General features: G+C 75.5%; 4 protein-coding genes. All 4 read left to right on the top strand.

The window, feature by feature from the left end:
• Positions 1–173: 173 nt before the first annotated feature.
• From Sri02f_RS41265 to Sri02f_RS19180, 4 genes are read left to right on the top strand one after another with little or no spacing between them, the layout of a single operon-like run.
• Entirely contained in the window at positions 174–428 is a 255-nt protein-coding gene (locus Sri02f_RS41265; RefSeq protein ID WP_159106744.1) for an acyl carrier protein, read from the top strand.
• Complete coding sequence (locus tag Sri02f_RS19190; RefSeq protein WP_109002543.1) at positions 425–2,053, top strand: AMP-binding protein; 1,629 nt, start codon at positions 425–427, stop codon at positions 2,051–2,053. The genes Sri02f_RS41265 and Sri02f_RS19190 overlap by 4 nt, the downstream gene beginning before the upstream one ends.
• Positions 2,050–23,700 carry an SDR family NAD(P)-dependent oxidoreductase gene (locus Sri02f_RS19185; RefSeq protein WP_109002542.1) on the top strand — a complete coding sequence of 7,217 codons (21,651 nt, stop codon included), beginning with the start codon at positions 2,050–2,052 and terminating at the stop codon, positions 23,698–23,700. The genes Sri02f_RS19190 and Sri02f_RS19185 overlap by 4 nt, the downstream gene beginning before the upstream one ends.
• Positions 23,697–24,947, top strand: coding sequence for a hydroxymethylglutaryl-CoA synthase family protein (locus tag Sri02f_RS19180; protein ID WP_109002541.1), 1,251 nt, complete (start codon positions 23,697–23,699; stop codon positions 24,945–24,947). The genes Sri02f_RS19185 and Sri02f_RS19180 overlap by 4 nt, the downstream gene beginning before the upstream one ends.

The raw sequence follows: 24,947 nt of genomic DNA, 5'->3' as shown, positions 1-24,947 counted from the left end.
TTGCGGCGGCGGAAATTCCGTCGTTAGCATCCCCGCGGCCGGATTTTCTCTCGACCGGGCCCGCACGCTCATTCCGCGACGTTCCCCGGAACCCTCCGAGCGCGTGCACTCCGACACGGCTCACCCGGCATACCGGCACCATCCCGGCGACGACGAGAAGGACGAGGCGCACCGTGGCGACGAACTGGGACGAGACCTACGAGAAGCTGGTCAGGGCCGCACTCACCGACTACCCCCCGACCGCCCCGCTGCGCGCCGACCTCCCGCTGCCCGCGCACGGTCTGGACTCCCTCGGCATGGTCGGCCTCTCCGCCCGCCTGGAGGACGCCTACGGCATCGAGTTCCCCGACGGAGCCCTCGTCCCGGCCAGCTTCGCCACCCCGGCCGACCTGTGGCGTGTGGTCAGCGGCTGTCTGGCGAACCGGTGACGGCCCGCGAGCCGGGCGCCCGGCCGGGCGCCGCCCGGATGCTGCACGAGTGGTTCGCCGACGGCCTCGCCCGCAACCCCGACGGCCCTGCCCTGCGCATCCTCGACCGCAGCTGGACCTACACCGAGGTGGACGCCGCCGCCCGCACCTGGGCCGCCGCCGTCGGTACGGCCGGTGAACCCGCCGCTCCCGTCGCCGTGCTCGCCTCCAAGACCTCCGAGGCGTACATCGGCCTGCTCGCAGCCCTCTACGCGGGCGCCCCCGCCGTGCCGCTGAACCCGGAGAACCCGGTGGCCCGCAACGCCGCCGTGCTGCGGGCCGCGGGCTGCGGCGCCGTCATCGCGGCCCCGCACGCCGTCGGCCAGGTGGCGCGGCTCCTGCAGTCCGCGCCCGTCCACGTCGTCCTGGCTCCGAGCACGGACCGTGCGGCCCTGCCCGCGAAACTGCCCAGCTCCGTCGGCGGCGCCCGCGTCCTGACGGCGGGCGAACTGTCCGAGCCCGGCGGCGCGAGCGCCTGGCAGCCACCCGCCGGGGCGCCCGACGACATCGCCTACATCCTGTTCACCTCCGGCTCCACCGGCGCCCCCAAGGGAGTCCCGGTCAGCCACGGCAACGTGTCGGCGTTCCTGGCCGCCTCGCTCTCCCGCTACGCCGTGCGCCCCGAGGACCGGTTCAGCCAGGTCCACGAGACCACCTTCGACCTGGCGATGTGCGACATCTTCCCGGCCTGGGCCGGTGGCGCCTGTGTGTGCGTGCTGTCCCGTCTGCAGGCCCTGGACCCGGCACGCTGGGTCCGCCGGTACGCGCTGACCGTCTGGCACAGCACCCCCAGCCTCGCGCGCGGCCTGCAACGCGCCGACCGGCTCGCTCCCGGCAGCCTCACCGGCCTGCGCCAGTCCGTGTTCGCCGGCGAGCCCCTGCTGGTGGACACCGCACGCTACTGGCAGCGCGCCGCGCCCGACGGCGTCCTCGACAACATCTACGGCCCCACCGAACTGACCATCGCCTGCACCGCGTTCCGCTGGCGTCCGGACCAGGACCTGTCCGATCCGGGGTACGGCGCCACCGTGCCCATCGGCGAGCCGAACGCCGGCATGGAGGCGATGCTCCTCGCCCCGGACGGCTCACCCTGCGACGGCGCCGGCGAACTCGTCATGACCGGGCCCCAGATGTTCCGCGGCTACCTCGACCCGGAGCAGGACGCGGGCCGGTTCCTGCACCACGGCGGTCGGCGCTGGTACCGCACCGGGGACCAGGTGCGCGCCACCGCGCACGGCTGGGTCCACCTCGGCCGCAAGGACGCCCAGGTGAAGATCAACGGCTATCGGGTGGAGATCGGGGAGGTGGAGGCCGCCCTGCGCGACGCCTCCGGCGCCGAGGCCGTCGCGTTCGCCCTCGACGCGCCCGGCGGCGCCCGTCTCGTCGCCTGTCTGATCGGCGGCACCGAACCCGACACCGCACGGCTGGCCGAACTGCTGGCCGACCGTCTGCCGCCCTACATGCTGCCCCGCCACCTGTGGTGGCTGCCCGACGCACCGCTGAACGCCCATGGGAAGACGGACCGGACCCGGCTGCGCGAAGACGCCGTCCGCCGGCTCGGACACGAGGGGGAAGCCACGCCGTGAACGACCCGATCGAGTGTCACCTCTCGCTGCCGCACGACGACTTCATCATGCAGAACCACCGCATCCACCAGGTGTCGGTGATGCCGGGCGCGACCTTCCTCGACATCGTGTACCGGATCCTGCGCGCGCAGGAGCTGGACGTCGAGCGCGCGGTGCTGCGGGACGTGCTCTTCGCCGAGCCCATCGCCACCGCGCCGGGACGCGACCTCACCGTCCGCATCACGATCGGCGCCCCCGACGCCACCGGCGCCCGCCCCGTCGAGGCGGCCGGCGCGGTCACGGCGCCCGGCACGGACCCGGCGGCGGCGCCCGGGGGCGTCCGGTGGCGGCCGCACTTCTCGGCCCGCCTGGAGTTCACCGACGAACCCCCGCCTCCTCCCATCGACCCGCGCGCCCTGCTCACCCGCGCCGAGCCGGCCCGGGACATGGACGAGCTGTACCGGCAGGCCCGGGCCGAGGACATCGAGCACGGGCCGCCCATGATGGGCTTCGGCCGGCTCCACCGCCTCGACACGGGCGGTCTGCTGGCCCGCCTGGAACTGGACCCCGGCTCCCGGGACCAGGAGAGCGCCTTCCACGTGCACCCGGCGAAGCTCGACGCCGCCACCCTCGTCGCCTTCGGCCACCGCACCCCGCCCGGCCCCGACCCGTTCATCCCCGTCCACATCGCCGAGTTCCGCGCCCCGCGCGCGGTGACCGGCCCCTGCTGGGTGCACGTGCCCACGCCGGAGACCGTCGCCGCCTCCGGCGACCTGATGCACAACGACTGCCTGATCCACGACGAACAGGGCCGCTTCGTCGCCAAGTTCACCAAGCTCAGCTGCAAACGGGTACGACACGCCGGACTCATCACTCGGCTGCTGGACACCCCGGCCGCGCCGGAGGAGCCGACCCGGGCGGCCCTCCTCGCCGACCACGGACCGGCTACCGCGGGCACGGCCGACGGCGACACCGAGCAACGGCTCGTCGCGCACATCCGCACCCTGATCGGCGGCCTGCTGGGCCGGGCCCCGGACGCCGTCGACCCCCGCCGGGGCTTCTACGAACTCGGCCTCGACTCGGTCGCGTTGCTCTCCCTGAGCGCCGAACTGGAGGGGGTCGTGGAAGGCCGCCTCTACCCGACGCTGCTCTTCGAGCACCCGGACGTCGCCTCCGTCGCCCGCCACCTGGCCCAGCGGCACACGATCACGCTGCCGTCCGGCGACCCGGCGCCAGCGGAGCCGGGCTCTCCGGCAGCCGCCGCCGGCGATCCGCCGGCGCGGTCGGCGGCCCCGCCGGCGACACCGCCCGCGTCGGACCCCCGGCCCCGCCTCTACACCCCCCGCTGGGTCCGCCGGGCCGCGACCGGCGCCCCGCAAGCGCCGGGCGACCTGCTCGTCGTCACCGGCGACCCCGCGCTGCCCGACGCGCTGCGCCGCCGCGCGGCCCCGGGACGGCGCACGGTGCACGTCCTGCCGGCCTTCGCCTACGAACGGACCGGGCCCGACACCTGGCACCTGCCCACCGGCAGCCGCGCCGACTTCGCCCGCCTGCTGGACGAACTCGCCGCCGAGGGCGCCATACCGACGGTCCTGGCCGTCTGCCCCGCGCCCGCGCCCGGCCCCTCCGCCGACGCCGCCGACGGCTACGACGTCGTCTGGGCGCTCGCCGGCGCACTGGCCGGCCGACCCGCCGACGTCCCCCGCGAGCTCCGCTTCCTGTACCGCGCCGAGCACGAGGACGCGGCCCCGCAGCACAGCGCGGTCGGCGCCCTGGCGCGCGGCATCACCGCGGAGAACCCGGCCCTGCGCTGCCGCAGCACGCTCGTCGTCGGCGCGCCGGACGCCGCCGAACTCGCCGGCGTCCTGCTGTCGGAGGCGGCCGACGGCGGCGAGGACAGCGAGAGCAGGCACCGCGACGGCGAGCGCCACGTGCGCCGCCTCGCCCCCCACACCCTCGACGGCCCCGACTCGCCCGCTCTGCCCCGGGGCGCCGTCTGCCTGGTCACCGGCGGAGCGGGCGGAATCGGCTCGCTCCTCGCCGAGCACCTCGCCGGCGCCCGCGAGGCCCGCCTGGTGCTGTGCGGGACCCGGCCGCCCGACGCCGCGGTCACCGCCCTCCTCGACCGTTGTGCCGCACGGGGCGGCGAGGCGCACTACGTGCAGGCGGACATCTCCCTCCGCCAGGACGCCGAGGCCGTCGCCGCCCGGTGCCACGAGCTGTACGGCCGCATCGACGCGGTCCTGCACTGCGCCGGCCGCACCGACGACGCCCTGCACTTCCGCCGTGACCCGGCCGGGACGCGCGCCGTGCTGGCCCCGAAGCTGGCCGGCACCCTGCACCTCGACCGGGCCACCGCCCCCAGCGACCCGGCCCTGTTCGTGCTGTTCTCCTCGTTGTCCGGGGTGCTCCCCAACACCGGCCAGTGCGCGTACGGCTACGCCAACGCCTTCCTCGACGCCTTCGCCGGCCACCGCGCCGCCGACCCCGCCCGCACCGGACGCACCCTGTCCCTCGCCTGGCCCTACTGGGCCGAGGGCGGCATGCGCGCCGACGCCGCCGCACTCGCCCGCTCCGCCGAGTCCGGAATGCGGCCCCTGCCCACCCGGGCCGCGCTGGACCTGCTGGACCGCTGCCTGGCGCGGCCGGACGCCCCGGCCCGGCTGGTGGCCGTGCACACCGAGGGGAGCGTGGCCGGACCGCTGACGACGGGACTGTTCGCTCCCGTGGCGGACCATGCGACCGCCGAAGCCGAAGCCGAAGCCGAAGCCGAAGCCGAAGCCGAAGCCGAAGCCGAAGCCGAAGCCGCGGCTGCGGCCGCAGCGGTCGGGCGGCGCGCCCGTACGAGCCCCGAACCCATCGCGATCGTCGGCGTCGCCGGGCGCTACCCCGGGGCCGCCGACCTGGACGCCTTCTGGACCAACCTGGCCGCCGGCCGGGACTGCGTCACCGAGGTGCCGCCCGACCGCTGGGACCACGAAGCGCTCTTCGACCCCGAGCCCGGCCGGCCCGGCCGCACCTACGGCCGCTGGGGCGGCTTCCTGGCCGGCATGGACCGCTTCGACCCGCTGTTCTTCGGCATCTCCCGCCGGGAGGCCGAGCGCATGGACCCCCAGGAACGGCTGTTCCTGACCATCGCCTGGCAGACGCTGGAGGACGCCGGGTATCCGCCGGGGTCCCTCACCGCCGAACAGGTCGGCGTCTTCGCCGGCGTCATGTGGAACCACTTCCAGTTCGTGTCGGACCCCGACGACGAGACCGCCCCCGTGGCCCTCCACTCCTCCGTCGCCAACCGCGTCTCCTACACCTTCGACTTCCACGGCCCCAGCATCGCCGTCGACACCGCCTGCTCCTCGTCGCTGACGGCGGTGCAGCTCGCGGTGGAGAGCCTGCGCCGGGGCGAGAGCACCTTCGCGCTGGCCGGCGGCGTCAACGTCATGCCGCACCCGCAGAAGTACCTCCAACTCGCCCGGGGACGCTGGCTGTCACGCGACGGCCGGTGCCGCGCCTTCGGCGAGGGCGGCACCGGGTACGTGCCCGGAGAGGGGGTCGGCGCGGTACTCCTCAAGCCCCTGGACCGGGCCCTCGCCGACGGCGACCACGTCCACGGCGTCATCCGTTCCGCCCGCCTCAACCACAGCGGCCGCACCAGCGGTTTCACCGTGCCCAGCCCCACAGCGCAGGCCGCGCTCATCGCCGACGCGGTCCGCGAGTCCGGCGCCGACGTGCGCGCCCTCGGCTACGTCGAGGCCCACGGCACCGGCACCTCGCTCGGCGATCCGATCGAACTGGAGGGACTGCGCACGGCGTTGGCCGCCTTCACACCCGGCCCCGAGCAGGTGGCCATCGGGTCGGTGAAGACCAACATCGGTCATCTGGAGAGCGCGGCCGGCATCGCCGGGCTCACCAAGGTGCTCCTGCAGTTCCGGCACGCCGCCCTGGCGCCCTCGCTGCACGCCGACACCCTCAACCGGCACCTCGACTTCGGGGACGGCCGGCTGGCGGTGCAGCGCAGTGCCGCGCCCTGGCCGCGTCCGTCCGGCGGCCGCCGCCTGGCCGGGCTCAGTTCGTTCGGCGCGGGCGGCTCCAACGCCCATCTGGTGCTGGAGGAGGCGCCGGAGGTCCCGGCCCGGCCCGCGCCGCGCGGATCCCGGCTGTTCGTGCTGTCCGCCAAGGACGACGAGGCCCTGCGGGAGCGGGCGTCGGCCCTGCTCGCCCTTCTGACGCCGGAGGAAGGTCGGCCCTGCGGCGCCGTCACGGGTGTGCCCGCGCTGATGCGGTCCCTCGTCGCCCGGCGTCTCGCGGTGCCCGAGACGTCCCTCGGCGGCGGCGAGACCTTCGAGGACCTCGGCATGGATCCCGCCGCCCTCCTCGCCCTGGCCCACGACCTGGCCGCGCACTCGGAGCCCGAACAGACGCCCGCGGCCGAGGAGTTCGCGGCGGAGGTGCACTCCGGGACCACGCTGGACGAGGCCGCCGGGACCTGGGCCGGTCTGGCCGCGGCGGCGGCCCGCAGGGGCGGCCACGGGCTGCCGAGACTCGACGACCTCGCCCACACGCTGCGGTCGGGCCGCACCGCGATGCAGGCCCGGTTCGCGGTCGTCGCCGACAGCCTCCCGGAGCTGCGGGCGGCGCTGGAGCGCCTGGTGAAGGGCGCCGAACCGGGACCCCGCGAGTACCGGGGGACCGCGTCGACCGAGGCCCTGCCCGCCCGTGCGGCGAGGGCCACCGGAGACTTGGAGGACCGGGCGCGCCGCTGGGTCACGGGCGAGACCGACGACGCCGACGGACCCGAGCCGGGCACGGGCGACGGCACACGTCCCCGCCGTGTCCCGCTGCCGGGCTACCCCTTCCGCGAGGAGCGCTGCTGGCCCGGCGGATGGGCCGCGAGGACGGCCACGGACCGGCAAGCCGAACCCGTCGCCGCCCCCGCCCGCGTCCCCGGTGCCGCCCCCGCCCCAGTCGTCCTCGGCGTCGGCGAACCGGCCTCGGTAACGGCCTCGGTCCCGGTCTCGGGCCCCGCCCCGGTCCCGGCTCCGGTCCCGGCCTCGGCCTCGGTTCGGGTCCCGGCCCCGGCCTCGGTCCCGGCTCCGGTCCCGGGCACATCCGCCGCCGCGCCCGTCCTCACGGCCCTCGCCCGCGACGAGGGCGCCGAACTCGTCGTCCTGGACGGCGGGATCGGTCTGATCCGCATGCACTCGCCCATGTTCACCGAGCGGTTGCTGCACGACCTGCGCGCGGCCTTCGACACGGTCGCCGCGCGCACCGACGTCAAGGCCGTGATCGTCACGGGCTCCGACGGCGTGTTCAGCATGGGCGGCACGGCCGAGGCCCTGGAGTCGCTGGCCGAGGGCGACGGGCGCTTCACCGACCAGGCGTTCGTGTACGAGGGACTGCTGCGCTGCGACCGGCCCGTGATCGCCGCGATCGACGGGCACGCCTCCGGCGGCGGACTCGCCTTCGGGCTGTACGCCGACGTGGTGCTGCTCGCCGAGGAGAGCGTCTTCAGCGCCAACTTCGTCGCCTACGGCTTCACCCCCGGCATGGGGGCGACCTATGTCCTGGAACGCCGGTTCGGCTCGGCGCTCGCGGACGAGATGATGCTCACGGGCAGGTCACTGACCGGTGCCGAACTGCAGCGCCACGGCGCCATGGTGACGGTCCTGCCGGGCCACGAGGTGCTGCCGGCCGCGCTGGACCGCGCCCGCGCGCTCGCGACCCGCCCGCAGGGCGCCGTACGCCGTCTCAAGCAGGAGCTGGCCGGTCGGGTCCTGGCCCGGCTGGACGAGGTGGTCGGGCGCGAGGTCCGGATGCACGAGGAGGTGCTCGGCGCCGAGGCCCGCGACCGGGTCAGGGGCCACTTCGCCCGGGTGGAGGCGTTCCGGGGGACCGGGAGCACCACGGAGAAGGAGCCCGAGCCCGCGCTCCCGCCCAGGGCGACGCCGGTACGGGAAGCCGAAGAAGGGCCCTCCGAGGCGCAGGTGCGGGCGGACGTCGTCGCTTCGCTGGCCCAGGTGCTCTACCTGCGGCCGGAGGAGATCGACGACGAGCGCACCTTCGCCGAGATGGGGCTGGACTCGATCGGCGCCGTCGAGGTCGTCCGTGGCCTCAACGAGCGGCACGGCGCCGGTCTGGAGGCCGTCGCGGTCTACGACCACCCGACCGTGCCCGCGATGGCCGCCGCCCTCATGACGGCCCGCCACCGGACCGCGGCCCTGCACCGGGCGGCCCTCGCCCCGCACGTCCCCGACAGGGGCGCGCCGGCCGACGTCGGCCCCCGCCGGGACACCGTCACCGCGGGCACGGACGCTTCCGCCGGCGCCGGCGCGCGTGGCGCCGCCGAGGCGAGCCCCGGAGCGTTCGGCGACTCCGGCGCCCCGCGCACCGCTCCCGCTGCGGCCCCCGCGCCGGAACCCGCCCCTGTGCCCGCCCCGGCGAGCAAGCCGGCCTCCCGCCCCCCGGCCCCGGCCGGCGACTCCGGGCCCCACGCCCCGGCCGGCACGGTGACCCTGCGGCCGGTGCCGCGCCGCGCCCCGGCCGCGCCGAAGACCGCACACGGCGAAGAGGAGCAGAGCCCCGACCTCGATCCCGATCCCGATCCGGCCGGTTCGCCGGGCGAACCGGAAGTCGCCTCCGCCGCCTCCGCCGACATCGCGGTGATCGGCATGTCCGGTCGCTTCCCCGGCGCCGACGACCTCGACGCCTTCTGGCGCAACTTGGAGGCCGGACGCAGTGAGATCGCCGAGGTGCCGCCGGAGCGCTGGGACGTCCGCCGCTGGTACGACCCGGACCGGTCCGTCGCCGACCGCACCGACAGCAAGTGGGCCGCGCTGATCCGCGGGGTGGACGAGTTCGACCCGGGATTCTTCCGGCTCTCGCCGCTGGAGGCGGAGGCCATGGACCCGCAGCAGCGGCTCTTCCTCCAGGAGGCATGGAAGGCGCTGGAGGACGCCGGTCACGGCGCGGGCGGCACCGACCGGCCGAACGAGCGCGGCACCCGCGACTGCGGGGTGTTCGTGGGCTGCGGCGCCGGCGACTACCAGGACCTCCTGGCGGCGGCCGGACAGGCCGACACCGGGCACGCCTTCCTCGGCTCCTCGCCGTCCGTGCTGGCCGCGCGCATCTCCTACTTCCTCGACCTGACCGGCCCCACCCTGGCCGTCGACACCGCCTGCTCCTCCTCGCTCACCGCCGTGCACCTGGCCTGCGAGAGCCTGCGCCGCGGAGAGTGCCGCACGGCCCTCGCGGGCGGCGTCGCCCTGATGCTCACCCCGCGCCTGCACATCCGGTGCAGCAACGCCGGAATGCTGTCCCCGACCGGCACCAGCGCCCCCTTCGACGCGCGCGCCGACGGCATCGTGCTCGGCGAGGGCGTCGGCGTCGTCGTACTGAAGCCGCTGGCCCAGGCGTTGGCGGACGGTGACCACATCCACGGCGTGATCAAGGCCACCGGCGTCAACGGCGACGGCCGCACCAACGGCATGACCGCGCCCAGCGCCGCCGCCCAGAGCGAACTGCTGCGCCGCGTACACCGCGCGGCCGGCATCACCGGCGCGGACGTCGGGCTCGTCGAGGCGCACGGCACCGGCACCCCGCTCGGCGACCCGATCGAGGTGAAAGCACTCCAGGACGCGTTCCGCACCGACGGCGACGTCCCCGCGGAACCGGCCGTGCTCGGTTCGGTGAAGGCCAACATCGGCCACACCACCATGGCGGCCGGCATCGCCGGGCTGCTGAAGATCCTCCTGGCGCTGCGGCACCGCCGGCTCCCGGCCACCCCGCACTTCACCGAGAGCAACCCCGAGATCGACCTCTCCCGGGGTCCCTTCCGCGTACTCGCCCGCACCGACGCCTGGCGACCCGGTCCCGCGGGCGCCCGGATCGCCACGCTCAGCAGCTTCGGGTTCAGCGGCACCAACGCGCACGCCGTCATCGCCGAGGCCCCGGCCCGGAAGTCCGCCCCCGCCGAGACCGGCCGGGCCCTTCTGATCCCCGTCTCGGCACGCACCCAGGACGCCCTGGGACAGGTCCTCACCCGGCTCGCCGACGCCCTCGACACCGAGGACGCGACGGCGCCCGCCCTCGCAGACGTCGCCCTCACCCTGAGCGTCGGCCGCACCCACTTCCCGCTGCGCGCCGCGTTCGTCGTACGGGACCGCGCCGAGCTCGTCCGGGCACTGCGCGCCTCCGCACACCGCGAGGCGCCGTACGCGCACACACCGGCGACCGGCGAGTCAGAGCTCCGGAGCCTGGCCGAGTCGTACGCGCACGGCGCGGCCGTCGACTGGACGGCCCTCCACCCGCCCGGCAGTGCCCGCCGGGTGCCGCTGCCCGCCTATCCCTTCGCCGCGGACCGGCACTGGGTGTCCGGCGTCCGACCGGACGCCGGCACGCCGTCTCCGCCCGCGGGTCACGGCTCGCCGCCTCCGCCCGCGGGTCACGGCACGCTGACCCAGGCCCTCGACCCGCGCGACCGCGTCGTGGCCGATCACCGGCTGGGCGGCCGCGCCGTCCTGCCGGGAGTCGCCGGGCTGTCGCTCGCCGTACGCGCCGCCGCCCGGCACGGGATCACCGGAGCCGTCCGCGTCTCGCAGGTGCAGTGGCTGCGCCCGGTCGAGGTGGCCGTCGCCCGTGACGTCCGGGTCACGACGAAGGAGCACCCGGCGGCCGGGTTGACCTTCGAACTCACGGCCGACGGCGCAGAGCGGGCGCCGTGCACCCGGGGCCGCGTACAGGCCTTCACCGACGACGGCGGGACGGAGGACTCCCTCGCCGTCGAGGAGGTGCGCGACCGCTGTCCCTCCTGGCGTCCGGGGGACGACCTGTACGCCGCCTTCGCCGCCGGAGGCCTCGCCTACGGGCCCGCCTACCAGGCGCTGGAGGGGGTGTGGGCCGGCGTCGACGAGGCGCTCGGAGTGCTGCGCGCCCCGGACACGCCGGTGGGCGAGGAGGCGTCGTGGCCGCTCGATCCGGCCGTGCTGGACGCGGCCCTGCAGACGCTCACCACGCTGACCCCCGACTCCGGCGGCGCCCCGCTCGTCCCCTTCGCGTTGCGGGCGCTGGAGGTGCGGGCCCCGCTGCCGGGGCGCGGCTTCGCCCACGCGACACGGGACGGCGCCACGTTCACCGTACGGGTGACGGACCCCGGGGGCCGCGTGTGCGCGTCCTTCGTGGGGCTGGCGCTGCGGCCCTTGCGGGCAACGGACGACGAGCGAGCTCCGGCGTCCGAGGTGCCGAAGACCGAAGTCCTCGTCCCGCGGCTGAGAGACGCCGGCCCGGTGGACCGGGCGACGCTCCCGGACGGGCGGACGACCTGGGTGTTCCACACCTCCGCCGCGCGGCCCCTCGCCGAGGCCCTGGCGGGCGCCGGGGAGACGGTGACCACGATCGCCCTTCCGGCCGCCGACGGCCCCGCGCCCTTCGAGGCGCCCGACGGTGTGCCCGACACGGTCTACTGGCTCGCCCTGCACGATCCCGCCGAGCCCGTGTCCGCACAGGCCCCCGACGCGGCCACGCTGGGCCTGTACCGGTTGCTGAGGACGCTGCTCGCCCGAGGCGCCGGCAGTCGGCGGCTCACCTTGAAGGTGGCCCTGTGCGGCGCGGTCGCCGACGACGAGCGGGGGCCCGCACAGCCGCACAGCGCCGGTCTGATCGGGCTGACCCGGTCGGCCGCCGCCGAGTACCCCAAGTGGCGTGCGGGCTGCGTCGACCTGCCTGCGCAGCCGTCCGCGCCGGCGGAGTCGGCGAACCGGCTGGCGGCCGAACCCTGCACGGAACCCCTCGTCGTCCTGCGCGGCGCCCGTCGGCTGGTGCGCACGCTGGCGCCGGCGCCGGCGCCGCAGGCGGCCGCCACGGGCTTCGCGTTCCGCGAGGGCGGCGCGTACGTCGTGATCGGCGGCACCGGGGGTGTCGGCACGGCGCTCGCCCGCCACCTGGCCCGAGCCCACCGGGCGCGTCTGGTGCTGGTCGGCCGCCGTCCGCTGGACGACGCCGTGCGCACGCGGCTGGCCGAACTCGACGCGCTGGGCGGGCAGGCCGTCTACGTGCGCGGCGATGTCGCCGATCCGGCCGACGCCCGGCGGATCGTCGCCGAGGCACGCGACCGGGTGGGCCGCGTCGACTGCGTCTTCCACAGTGCGCTGGTGCTGCGTGACCGCACGCTCGCGACCATGGACGAGGACGCCTTCCTGAACGTCCTGGCGGTGAAGACGAACGGGCTGGTGGCGCTGGCCGCCGCGCTCGAGGACGAGCCGCCCGGCCTCCTGGTCTGCTTCTCCTCGGCGATCTCCTTCGCCGACGCACCGGGACAGGCCAACTACGCGGCGGCCAGCACGTTCGAGGACGCCTTCGCCGGACACCTGCGGGAGCGGTCCTTCCCCGCCGTCGTCGTCAACTGGGGCTTCTGGGGCAGTGTCGGCGCGGTCGCCGAGGAGCACCGCGTCGAGCGGTTCGCCGAGCTGGGCATCGGGTCGCTGGAGCCCGCCGAGGGCATCGGCGCCCTCACCGGCGTGCTCGGGGCCGGGCTCGCCCAGGCGGTGGTCGTGAAGGGCGTCCCCCGCGGACTCGCCCTCCTCGGCGCCGAACCGGCCGACTCCGCCGACCCCCTGGCGCGGTCCCGCGCCGGATTCGCCGAGCTGGAGCGGCTCGCCGCGGGCCTGCTGCGCGCACGGCTGCCCGGCACGGACGGCGCTCCCGACGCCGCGCTGGCGCGGTGGACGGGCCGGCATGCCGAGGGAAGCGCCGGTGAGCGGCTGCTCCAGGCCGTGGCGGACCTGCTGCGAAGGACCGGACACGACGGCGTCTCCGCGCAGGAACTCGTCGCCCGCCATCCGGCCATGCACCCGCACGTCACCTTGCTGCAACGCTGTGTCGAAGCCCTGCCCGAGGTGCTCGACGGCACCCGTCCGCCCACGGACGTGCTCTTCCCGGGCGGATCCGTGGAACTGGTCGAATCCGTGTACCGGGGACAGCCGGTGTCCGACCACCACCACCGGCTCATGGCAGCCGAAGCAGTGGCCGCCCTGAAGCGCCACATGCCGGCCGACGGCCCCGCGCGGCCGCTGCGGATCCTGGAGATCGGCGCGGGAACGGGTGCGGGTACGACGTTCGTCCTCGACGCCCTCGACGAGGCCCTGCGCGACGCCGAGGGCGTCCCGCCGGTGTCGTACACCTACACGGACGTCTCGCCCGCCTTCCTGGCGCACGGCGAGCGGGAGTTCGGGCCGGGCCGTCCTTATCTGTCCTTCCGCGTCCTCGACATCGAGCGCCCTTCCGGAGCGCAGCACTTCACCCCGCACGGATTCGACCTGGTCCTCGCCACCAACGTGCTGCACGCCACGGCCGACGTCGGGCGGACCCTGGCCCATGTGCGCGAGCTGGTGGCGCCCGGGGGCAGTGTGCTGGTCAACGAGGTCACCCGGGCCTCCGACTTCCTCACCCTCACCTTCGGGCTGACGCCCGGCTGGTGGGCGTTCCGGGATGCCGAGCGCAGGCTGCCGCACGCGCCCCTGCTGGGACCGGACCAGTGGCGCCGGGCGCTGACCGAGAGCGGCTTCGGGCCGGTGCGGACGCTGGGCGCGCCGGGCACTCCCGTCGAGCGCCTGGACCAGTGCGTGTTCGTGGCCGGGACGGCCCCGGGGCCGCTCCCGGCGGCCGCCGCACCCGACGGCGCCCGGGTGCGCGCGTATGTGCGCGAGGTCTTCGCCGAGGTGCTGAAGTTCGATCCCGGCGCGCTCGCGGACGAGGTCACCTTCGAGAACTACGGGGTCGACTCGCTGGTCAGCCTGCGCATCATCAACCGTTTCGAGGAGGACTTCGGGGAGCTGCCCGCGACACTGCTGTTCGAGAAGCTGACGATCGCGCAGCTGGCGGACCACTTCGCCGAGGAACACGGTCCCGCCGTAGCGGCGTTGCTCGACCCGCCGCCCGCTCGTCCGGGGACGCCGCCCGCCGAGAGCCCGGCCGCCGGAACTCCGGCCGTGGAGGCGCCGTCCGCCGGGATGCCGTCCGCCGTGGGGCCGTCCGGGCCGTCCGCCGTGGGACCCTCCGCCGGGATGACGTCCGCTGTGACGCCGCGCCCTGATCCCGTGTCTCCGCCGACGGAGCCGGCCGCCTCCCGCGACATCGCCGTCATCGGGGTCAGCGGCCGCTACCCGGGCGCGCCCGACCTGGACGCCTTCTGGCGCAACCTCGCCTCCGGCGCCGCGACGTTCACCGAGGTGCCGGCCGAACGCTGGGACTGGCGGCCGACGTTCGACGCCCGCCGCGGCACACCCCAGCGCACGTACAGCCGTTGGGGAGCCTTCCTGGACGGCATCGACCGGTTCGACCCCGCGTTCTTCGGCATCCTGGGCCGCGACGCCGCGCACATCGACCCGCAGGAGCGGCTGTTCCTGGAGACCGCGTGGAACCTGCTGGAGGAGAACGGCCATCTCGGCCCGCAGACCCACGAGCCGGACACCGGCGTCTTCGTCGGCGTCATGTACGGCACCTACGGGCAGCTCGCGGCCACCGGCTGGCCGCAGGGCCGGCTGTCCGGCGCGCACTCGGCGCACTGGTCGGTCGCCAACCGGGTGTCGTACTTCTTCGACTTCCAGGGCCCCAGCATCTCCGTGGACAGCGCCTGCTCGTCCTCGCTCACCGCCGTCCACCTGGCCTGCGAGAGCCTGCGGCGCGGCGAGTGCCGTACCGCCGTGGCCGGCGGCGTGAGCCTGATCCTGCACCCGGCCCACCATGTGTCGCTGAGCGCCCTCAACATGCTGTCCGCCGACGGCCGGTGCAAGGTGTTCGACGCCGACGCCGACGGGTTCGTGCCCGGCGAGGGCGTCGGCGCCGTGCTGCTCAAACCGCTCGACCGCGCGGTTGCCGACGGGGACCGGATCTGGGCGGTGATCAAGGGCGGTGCCATGAACGCCGGCGGAAAGACCGGCGGGTACACCGTGCCCAACCCCAACGCGCAGGCCGCCCTGGTCCGCCGCGTCCTGGAGAACTCCTGCGTGCCGCCCGAGACCGTGTCGTACGTCGAGTGCCACGGCACCGGCACCGCACTGGGCGACCCGATCGAGATCGCGGCCCTCGGCAAGGCGCTCGGCGGAGCAGGCCGGACGCACCCCTGCGCGGTGGGCTCCGTCAAGTCCAACATCGGGCACCTCGAAGGCGCGGCGGGCATCGCCGGACTGACCAAACTGCTGCTGCAGCTGCGGCACCGCCGGCTCGCGCCCTGCGCCAACCTCGACCGGCTCAACCCCAGGATCGACTTCGACTCGACGGCACTGGAACCGGTCCGGGCGCTCACCGAGTGGCCCGCCCGGCCCGACGGCGGCCCCCGCCGGGCCGGCGTCAGCTCCTTCGGCGCGGGCGGCGCCAACACCCATCTGATCCTGGAGGAGTACACCGGGCCGGACGAGTCCGCTCCGCAGACCTTCGGACCGCAGGTCTTCCTGCTGTCGGCGCGGTCCGCGGAACGCCTGCGGGCCTACGCCCGCCGGGTCGCCGACCACCTCGCCACCCCGGATGGCGCCGCGACCGCGCCGGCCTCGCTCGCCCGGACCAGTCAGACCGGCCGGCGCCACTTCCCGGAACGGCTCGCGGTGGTCTGCGCCGACACCGAGCGGCTCGCCGTCCTGCTCCGCTCCTACGCCGACACCGGCCGCGCCGCGATCCCCGGCCTCGTCGTCGGCAGGGCCGCCCCCGGCCAGGGCGGCCGGCGCCACGGTCCCGACTCCGCCCTGCTGCGGGACGCCCGCGGAACGGACCCGGCGTCGGCGCTCGCCCAGCTCGGCAGGCGCTGGTCCGTCGGCGACGACGTCGACTGGGCCGCTCTGTGGGAGGGGCGCGCCGTCCCGCGCGTGCCGTATCCGACGTATCCCTTCGAACGGACGCGGCACTGGCTGGAGACCGGGGTGGCGGACCCGACCATGGGCGCCCCCGCCGCGCAACTCCCCACCCGGGAAAGCGACTCCAGCACCCTGTACCGCCTCGCCCCCACCATGGAGCCGCGCCCCCTGGACCCGTCCACGGCCGCCGATCCCCCGCGCCGGGTCCTGCTGCTCGGGCCGGACTCACCGGTGCGCCGCGCCCTGGCCGACGAGTTCGCCCGCAGGGGCGCCGACTGCCTCCAGATGGGCGCGGGCGCGCCCGGCACGGACGGCGCCGTGCCCGCCACCCCCGAGGACCTGCGCCGGTTCGTGGACGGGCTCGCCGAACGCGACCGGCTGCCCGACGCGCTCGTCCTGGCCTGCCCGCCGGCCGCCGGACCGCCCGAGCCGGACACCGTCGCCGACGACCTCGACGCCGGACCGCACCTGCTCCTGTGGACGGCGGCGGCTCTGCTCGCCCGCGACCGGCGGGTGCGGCTGCGCACGGCCGTGACGCACGGGCCCGCCCGACGGCAGCCGCAGTTCTCCGCGACCGGGGCTCTGCTCAAGTCGCTCGCGCTGGAGCACAGCGGCTGCACCGCGGTGACCATCGGCTTCGAGACGTACGTGGACGCGGCGGGCGAAGGAGCCACCGCGGCCCGGATCGCGGCCGTCGTCGCCGACGAACTGGAGCGCCCCGGCCACGGCGTCACCGAACTCCGCCACGACCGCGACGGCCGACGCCGCCTCCGGCTGCTGGCCGAGCGGTCCGCACCGGAGTGGACACCGGACGCGCCGCTGCCGGTCCGCCCCGGCGGCACCTACCTCGTCACCGGCGGCGCGGGCGCCCTCGGCCGGATCCTCGGCGGGTTCCTCGCCGACGCCGAGCCCGTCAACCTGGTCCTCGCCGGGCGGTCGCCGCTCGACGAGGACATCGAACGGCGCACCGCACAGCTGTGGCGCGGCGGCAGCACCGTCTGGTACCGGCAGACCGACCTCGGCTCCGCGGCGGACGTCGACGGCCTGATCGCCGACGTCCGCACCCGCTACGGCGCCCTGAACGGCATCGTGCACGCGGCCGGCGTGCACCGCGACGCCCGCGCCGTGCTCAAGACGGCCGGGGAGGCGGCCGAGGTGTTCGGTCCCAAGGTGGCCGGCACGGTACTGCTGGACCACGCCACACGCGACGAGGACCTCGACTTCTACGTCCTGTGCGCCTCGCTGGTGGGGGAGACGGGCAACCTGGGGCAGACCGACTACGCCTACGCCAACGCCTTCCAGCTGGACTTCGCCGAGGGCCGGGAGCGGCTGCGCGAACGCGGCGAGCGCTCGGGCCGCACCGTGGCCATCGGCTGGCCCCTGTGGGAGGACGGCGGCATGGACGTCGACGACGCCACCCGCCGGCTGTTCGCCCAGCGCTGGTCGATGGCGCCGCTGCGCACCGACACCGGCCTCGCGGTCTTTCGCGCGGCCCTGACCGGAACCGACACGCGGTGGCTGCCGGTGGAACGGGCCGCGTCCCCGGCCCCGCCGACGACGGTCCCGCCCGCGCCGTCCGCCGATGGCGAAGAGGAGGCACGTACGGACACCACGACCGGCGCGCGGCACCCGGACGCCGACGCCCTGAGCGCCGCGGTCCGTCGTCAACTGCGCGTCTTCACCGCCGAGTTCCTGATGGTCGACCCGGGCGAGGTGGACACCTCCGTCGAGCTGATGGACCTCGGCTTCGACTCCATCTCGCTGAGCGAGCTGATCGTCCGCGTCAACGACCACTACGGACTCGAACTGCTGCCGACGGTCCTGTTCGAACACCCCACGCTGGACGACGTGGCCGCTTGTCTGAGCCGGGAGCACCCGGCGGAGGTCGGTGCCGCACACCGGGCGGTCGGGGAGCGCCCGGCGCAGGCGCACGCCGCACACCTGCCGCCACCGCCACCGCCACCGCCGACGACGGCTACGGCAGCGCCCGCGACCCCGCCCCCGCCCGCCTCCGTGCCCGCATCCGTGCCCGCGAAGTCTCAGGACGAGGGGAACGCCGTCGCCCCGACGCCCTTGGCGTCGTCGACGTCCGCGGCCCCCGTGCGCCGTCGCCGGGACGTGGCCGTGATCGGCATGGCGGGGCGGCTTCCCGGTTCGCCGGACCTGGACGCCTTCTGGCGCCGCCTGAGCGCCGGCGACGACCTGGTCGGTCCGGTGCCCCCGGACCGCACCGACCTGCTGGCGGACCCGGCCACGGCCGGCCTGCGCGGCGGGTTCCTCGCGGACGTGGCCGACTTCGACGCCGCGTTCTTCCGGATCTCCCCGGCCGAGGCCCGGCTGATGGACCCCCAGCACCGGCTGTTCCTGGAGACGGTCTGGCGCGCCTTCGAGGACGCCGGATACCGGCCGCAGGACCGCGCGGGCACCTCGACCGGCGTGTTCGTGGGCATGGCCACCTCGGACTACGGCGAGCTGATCGCCCGGTCCGGCGCGGAGACCGAGGCCCACATGGCGACCGGAGTCGCCCGCTCCCTGGTCGCCAACCGCGTCTCCCACCTGCTCGACCTGCGCGGACCCAGCGAGACCGTCGACACGGCCTGTTCCAGTTCCCTGGTGGCCCTGCACCGTGCGGTCGGCGCCCTGGCCGACGGCGAGTGCGACACCGCGATCGCGGGCGGCGTCAGCCTGGCGCTGAGCCCCGGTCTGTTCCGGGTGTTCGACCGGTCCGGCATGCTCAGCCCCGCCGGACGCTGCCGCACCTTCGACAAGGACGCCGACGGGTACGTCCGCGGGGAGGGGGTCGGCGCGGTCCTGCTGAAGCCGCTGGAACGGGCCGAGGCCGACGGCGACCGTATCCTCGCCGTCGTCCGGGGCAGCGCCGTCAACCACTGCGGCCGGTCGCCCTCGCTGACCGCGCCCAACCCGCGCGCCCAGGCCGACGTCGTCGTCCGCGCCCACCGGGTCGCCGGCGTCTCCCCGGCCACCGTCACCTACATCGAGACCCACGGCACGGGCACCCGGCTCGGCGACCCGATCGAGGCCGAGGGCCTCAAGGACGCCTTCGCCCGGCTGTACGGCGACACGGGCGAGCCCGTACCCACCGAGCCGCACATCACCCTCGGCTCGGTGAAGACCAACATCGGCCACCTGGAGGCGGCGGCCGGGATCGCCGGGCTGCTCAAGGTGCTGCTGGCCATGCGGCACCGCACGCTGCCCGCACATCTGCACCTGCGGGAGGCGAACCCCTACCTCCGGCTGGACGGCACCCCGTTCCGCATCGGCACCACGGCCACCCCTTGGGAGGGGGCGAAGGACGAACACGGGCGACCGTCCTGGCGGGCCGGGGTCAGCTCGTTCGGGTTCGGCGGCGCCAACGCCCATGTCGTCCTGGAGGCCTGGACACCGCCCGACGGCGCGCACCCGGCCGCCGCGCGTGCCCACGAGGTGCCGAGGGCCGAGTTCCGACCGCGCCGCCACTGGTTCACCGCCCCGACCGCACCCAGGCCAGCGAAGACGGAGTCCCCCGTGTCGCACACCGACCAGCCAGCCACGACCGCTCACCCGGAGGCGGACCCGATCCCGGCCTCCCCGCCTCGCCCCCGGGTACGGCTGCAGCCCCTCGGCACGACCGCACCGGCCGAGCCGAACGCTCCCGGAGAAACCGCCCCCGCCCGGTGGACCCCACCAGGTCCCGGCGAGCCCGTGGCGGACGAGGCGGCCCCCACAACCCCGGCCGCGCGGACGCCCGGCGGCTCCGGGCCCTCCGAGCCGGAGATCCGCGCCACCGTACGGGGCCTGGTCGCCGAAGTCCTCGGCCTGCCCGCCGCCGACCTCGCGGACGACACCCCCTTCGCGGACCTGGGCCTGGACTCCATCTTCCGCATGGACGTGGCCCGCGCCCTGAACGACCTGCACGGCCTCGACCTGCAGGGCGCCGACCTCTACGAGCACGACTCCGTCGCGGCACTCGCGGCCCATGTGCTGACGTCCGCCGGGACCGGCACGCCCCGGCCGGCGCCACGCGAGATCCCGCCGACGACCCTCGCGCACGACCGGACACCGCACGACCGGACACCGAACGACCGGACACCGAACGACCGGACACCGAACGACCGGACACCGAACGACCCGACACCGCACGAAGAGATGCCGCACGAGCAGGCGCCGAACGACCCGACACCGCACGAGCAGGCGCCGAACGCGGAGACGCCGGCCGTGGAGACGCCGAACGCGGAGACGCCGGCCGGCCGCGACGACGCCCGGGACGCACTGCGCCGGATCCTGGAGCAGGTCCTCGGCCGTCCGCTCGACCCGACGGCCACCTTCGAGGACAACGGTTTCACCTCCTTCGACATGCTCCGCGGCGTCAGCGCGCTGGAGACCGGCCTCGGCGCCCTGCCCAAGGCCCTGCTGTTCGAGCGGCCCACGCTGGACCGGCTCACCGACGCCCTCTGCCGGACGCATGGCGAGGAGGTCGTCGCGCGGGTACGGCCCCCGGCCCGGGAACGCACCCCGGTCCCCGCTCCCGCTCCCACCCCGGGCCCCGCCGGCCGGGCCGGCACGCTCACCCGTGCCGAGGCCGCCGCAGACCCGGAACTGGGCCCGGTCATAGCCGAGTTGGAGCAGAAGCACGGCAGGGAGAGCGGGCTCGGCGGCCGTGACATCGCCCCGTACCTCTTCGTCGGCGCCGAACGCCGCGGCTTCTTCGCACTGTCGAAGGGAGACCGGGCCATGCTCGTGTGGAACTACACCGGCCCCGAGGACCACTTCGCCGAGCTGTCCGCCGAGTACTTCGACCACGCCCGCAGCACCGGCCTGCGGCCCAACCTCCTGTCCCTGGTCCGGCTGGAGGAGGTGGGCGGCGCCCCGGTCACCGCGACGCCCTTCGGCGCGCTCCAGCGCATCGAGGACCTGGGATCCTTCACGCTGTCCGGCGGGCGGATGAGCCGGCTGCGCTACATGGTCAAGCGGTTCGAGAAGGCCGGCGCGTGCCGTACGGCCGAGTACCGCAGCGGCGACGACCCGGGCGTGGACGCGGAGCTGGCCGCCCTGGTGGACGGCTGGGCGGCGACCAAGCAGATGGTCAACCCGTACGTCCGGCGGGTGCGTGAGGAGCTGGCCGGCGGCAGACTCGACGAGCGTCACCGGCTCTTTCTGACCAGCCTCGACGACGTGCTGGTGAACGCTGTCGTGATCACCCGGATCCCGTCCGAGAACGGCTATCTCCTCGACGTCGAGTTCTACCCGGACCGCATGCCGCTCGGCGGCCTGGAGTTCGCGCTCGTGCGGATCCTGGAGCGACTGCGGGAGGAGGGCTGCGAGGTCTTCAGCTTCGGCGCCAGTTTCGGCGGCGAGATGGGGACGTCCCCGAACGCGTCCGAGACCGCCGTACGCGCCCTGGCGGAACTCCGTGACGCCGGCGTCTTCGGCGGGGGCAACTACCAGTTCAAGAACAAGTTCCGGCCCGCCAACCAGACCCTGTACCTGGTGCAGCCCGAGGGAGAGGCCGCCAGCGAGGTCAGCGACGTCATCCTGATGATCGCCGACCCCGCGACGCCCGCGACCGCCGCCGCCCCCGAGCCGAAGGACTTCGCGACGCCCACGACCGCCGCCCGCGAGCCGAAGGAAACAGAGACGCCCGCGACCGCCGTCGCCCCCGAGCCGAAGGCCCCCGCTCCCGACCGCGCCCCGCGTCTGGCCCAACTGTCGGCGCACGGCCACAATCCCGTCCGGCTCCCGCACATGGCCGTCGAACTGGACCTCGTCACCGACTCCTGGGCGGACCGTGCCGACCCGTGGCAGCGGGAGCGCGGCCGGGCCCTGGCCGAGCTCGCGGACGCGGCCGGGGTCACCGGGGAGGAGCCGCCGGCCGTGTCCTGGCTGCCGTTCGCCCACCGGTTCTTCGCGGCGTCGGGGCGCACGGCGGAGGACCGGCTGTGCCGGGCCTGGCCGGGACCGCGCGGCCGGGTCCTGCACGGCTCGGCTTTCCCGACCTGGCTGGCGGCCCTGGTGGAGCACGGCTTCGATCCCTCGGTCGCGCTGCCCGTGGCAGGCGAGGGCCCCTTCGCCGCGGACCTCGATCTGGCGGCGCTGGAGGACGCGTTGGAACGGCACGCCGGGGACGTCTCCTTCGTCCTGGTGGAGACCGCCGCCAACGCCCACGGCGGCGCCCCGCTGTCCCTGGAGAACCTGCGCGGCGTCGCGGAGCGGACGCGGGCCCGTGGTGTGCCGCTGGTGCTGGACGCCACCCGGCTGCTGGACAACGCGGTACTGGTGGCCGGCACGGAGCGGGGCCGGCCGGGCCGCGACCCGTGGGAGGTGGCCGGGGAGATGCTGGGCCTCGCCCGGGCGGCGACGTTCAGCCTGTCCAAGGACTTCGCGGTCGACGGCGGAGGCCTGATCGCCACCGGCGACGAGCAGCTGGCCGAACGGCTCACGGAGCGGATGCTGGAACGCGGCCGGGAACCGGGTCTGACCGCGCGCCGACTGCTGTCCGCCGCCCTGCTGGACCAGGAGCGCACGAGGGGGCTGGTGGCCGAACGGGTGGCGAACGTGGCCGCGTTCCGGCAGCGCCTGGAGCTGGGCGGTGTGCCACTGGTGCCCGGTCCTTCGGCGCACTGCGTGCTCCTCGACGTCGACAAGGCCGCCGCCGGCGCCGCACTGCGCCACCCCGTCGCCTCCTACCTGTCCGCGATCTACGCGGCGACCGGCGTACGCGGCGGCCCCCATCTCGGCCCGGGCGCGCGCCTCAGCGACGGCTCCGCGCCGCCGGAGCGGGGCCTGATCCGGCTCGCCGTACCGCTGGGCATGGACCGCGGGACGCTGGAGCGGGCCGCCGACCGGCTCGCGGAGCTCGTCGCCGATCCGGCGTCGGTGCCGGACCTCGTCGAGGTGCCCGGCGCCCCCGGCCCCGCCGCGCTGCGCTCCTACCACCCGGCGGACGCGCTGCCCGCCGACATCCGCGAGGCCTTCGAGGAACAGCCCGCGCCGGCCGCCCCCGTGTCGGCCAACCACGACCTGCTGCGGGAGCGGGCTCCCGGGACGCGGCGGCACCTGCTGCCGATGGCCGGCGGCGCGGTGGAGGTGTTCGACTGCGGCAGCGGCCCGGTCGTGCTGATGCTGCCGCCCTTCAACCTCGGCGGCGGCGTCTTCGCCGACCAGGTCGCGGGCCTGTCGGACCGCTACCGGGTGCTGGTCGTCCACCACCCCGGCGTCGGCGCCACCACCGGCGCGGACGACATCTCGCTGCCCGGGATGGCCGACCTGTACCGCGACGTCCTGGACCGGCTGGGCGTGACCGGCCCGGTGCACGTCATGGGCACCTCCTTCGGCGGACTCCTCGCACAGAGCTTCGTCCTCGCCCATCCCGAACGCGCCGCGTCGCTGGCGCTGGTGTGCAGCTCGTACAAGTACGCCAACCGTACGGGCGAGGTGAACCGCCTGGAGGACCTCGTCGCCGAGGACCTGGACCGGATCGTCGCGGCCGGCGCCGAGGACGTGGCCCGGCACCGGGCCCGGTACACCGAACGGCTGCTGCGCTGCGAGAGCATGGCCCCGCACATCGGGCTGCGCTACCTCGACGTCTTCGCCCAACAACCCGATCTGCTGGGACGGCTCGGCGACATCGCCGTGCCCACCCTCGTCGTGGCCGGCGGCGTCGACGCCGTCGTACCGCGCAAGACCTCGCACCTGATGCACGGCGCCATCCCCGACGCCCGTTACCACGAACTGCCGCTGGCCGGGCACTTCCCGACCGTCACCGACCCCGACGGGGTGACGGAGGCGCTGGCGGCCTTCCTCGCGGACCTCGGCGCCGCCGGGGAGGCCCGATGAGCGGCAGCACCCCGGCCGGGTACGGCATCGAAGCCCTGGACGTGTACGCGGGCAGCGCCGCCGTCAGCGCCCGCGCGGTGTTCGACGGCCGGAGCCTCGATGCGCGCCGCTTCGACAACGTCGCCTCCGACCGGCGCTCGGTGGCGCTGCCCTTCGAGGACCCCGTCACGCACGCCGTCAACGCCGCCCGCCCGCTGCTGGACCGGCTGGCCCCCGCCGACCGCGACAGGATCGAACTCCTCGTCACCAGCAGCGAGTCCGGCATCGACTACAGCAAGTCCATCGCCTCCTACGTGCACCAACACCTCGGCCTGCCGCCGACCTGCCGGCTGGTGGAGATGAAGCAGGCCTGCTACGCGGCCACCGCCGCGCTGCAGCTCGCCGTCGCCTACCTGGCCGCCGGGCTCTCGCCCGGCGCGAAGGTGCTCATCGTCTCCACCGACATGTCCCTGGCCGACGAGCGCGCCCAGTACGCCGAGCCGGTCACCGGCACCGGAGCCGTAGCGCTGCTCGTCGGCGACCGTCCCCGCGTCCTCACCGCCGACCTGGGGGCGTTCGGCGTGCACAGCTTCGAGACCCTGGACTCCGCGCGGCCCCGGCCCGACCTCGACATCGCGGACGCCGACCGATCGCTCATGGCCTATCTGGAGTGCTTCTCGCGCAGCTTCGCCGACTACCGCTCCCGCGTGGAGGGCGCCGACTTCGCCACGACCTTCGACCTGCTCGCCCTGCACACCCCGTTCTCCGGCATGGTCAGGGCCGCACACCGCCGGCTCATGCGCGAGCTGTACCGCAGCCCCGCCGACGCCGTGGCCGAGGACTTCGAACGCCGGGTCGCCCCGTCGCTGGTCCACCCCGGCCAGACCGGCAACCTCTTCTCCGGCTCCCTCTACCTGGCGCTGGCCAGTGCGCTGGACCACGCCGAGCTCGACGGGCCCGCCCGCGTGGGGCTGTTCTCCTACGGTTCCGGCTGCTCCTCGGAGTTCTTCAGCGGCGTCGTCGGGCCGGAGTCGGCCGCCGCCGTCGGCGAGGCGCGCATCGGGGCCCGGTTGCGGGCCCGCGCCGACCTCGACTTCGCGGAGTACACGGCGCTGCTCGCGGAGAACACCGCGTGCCTGCGCCCCGCATCGCACCGCGACGTCGACCCCGGCCGCTACGAGGCCCTGCTCAGCCGGGCCGTGGACCGCCCCGAACTGCTCGCGCTGACCGGCGTGCGCGAGCACCACCGCCAGTACGCATGGATCTGA

The organism is Streptomyces rishiriensis, assembly GCF_003112535.1.
Taxonomy (GTDB): Bacteria; Actinomycetota; Actinomycetes; order Streptomycetales; family Streptomycetaceae; genus Streptomyces; species Streptomyces rishiriensis.
The sequence above is the reverse complement of the archived record's forward strand: the minus strand, read 5'-3'. Positions and strand labels throughout refer to the sequence as shown.

Bases quoted from the DNA above. Each gene is read 5' to 3' on its own strand.
- Sri02f_RS19180 (WP_109002541.1), top strand. From the start codon at position 23,697: ATGAGCGGCAGCACCCCGGCCGGGTACGGCATCGAAGCCCTGGACGTG.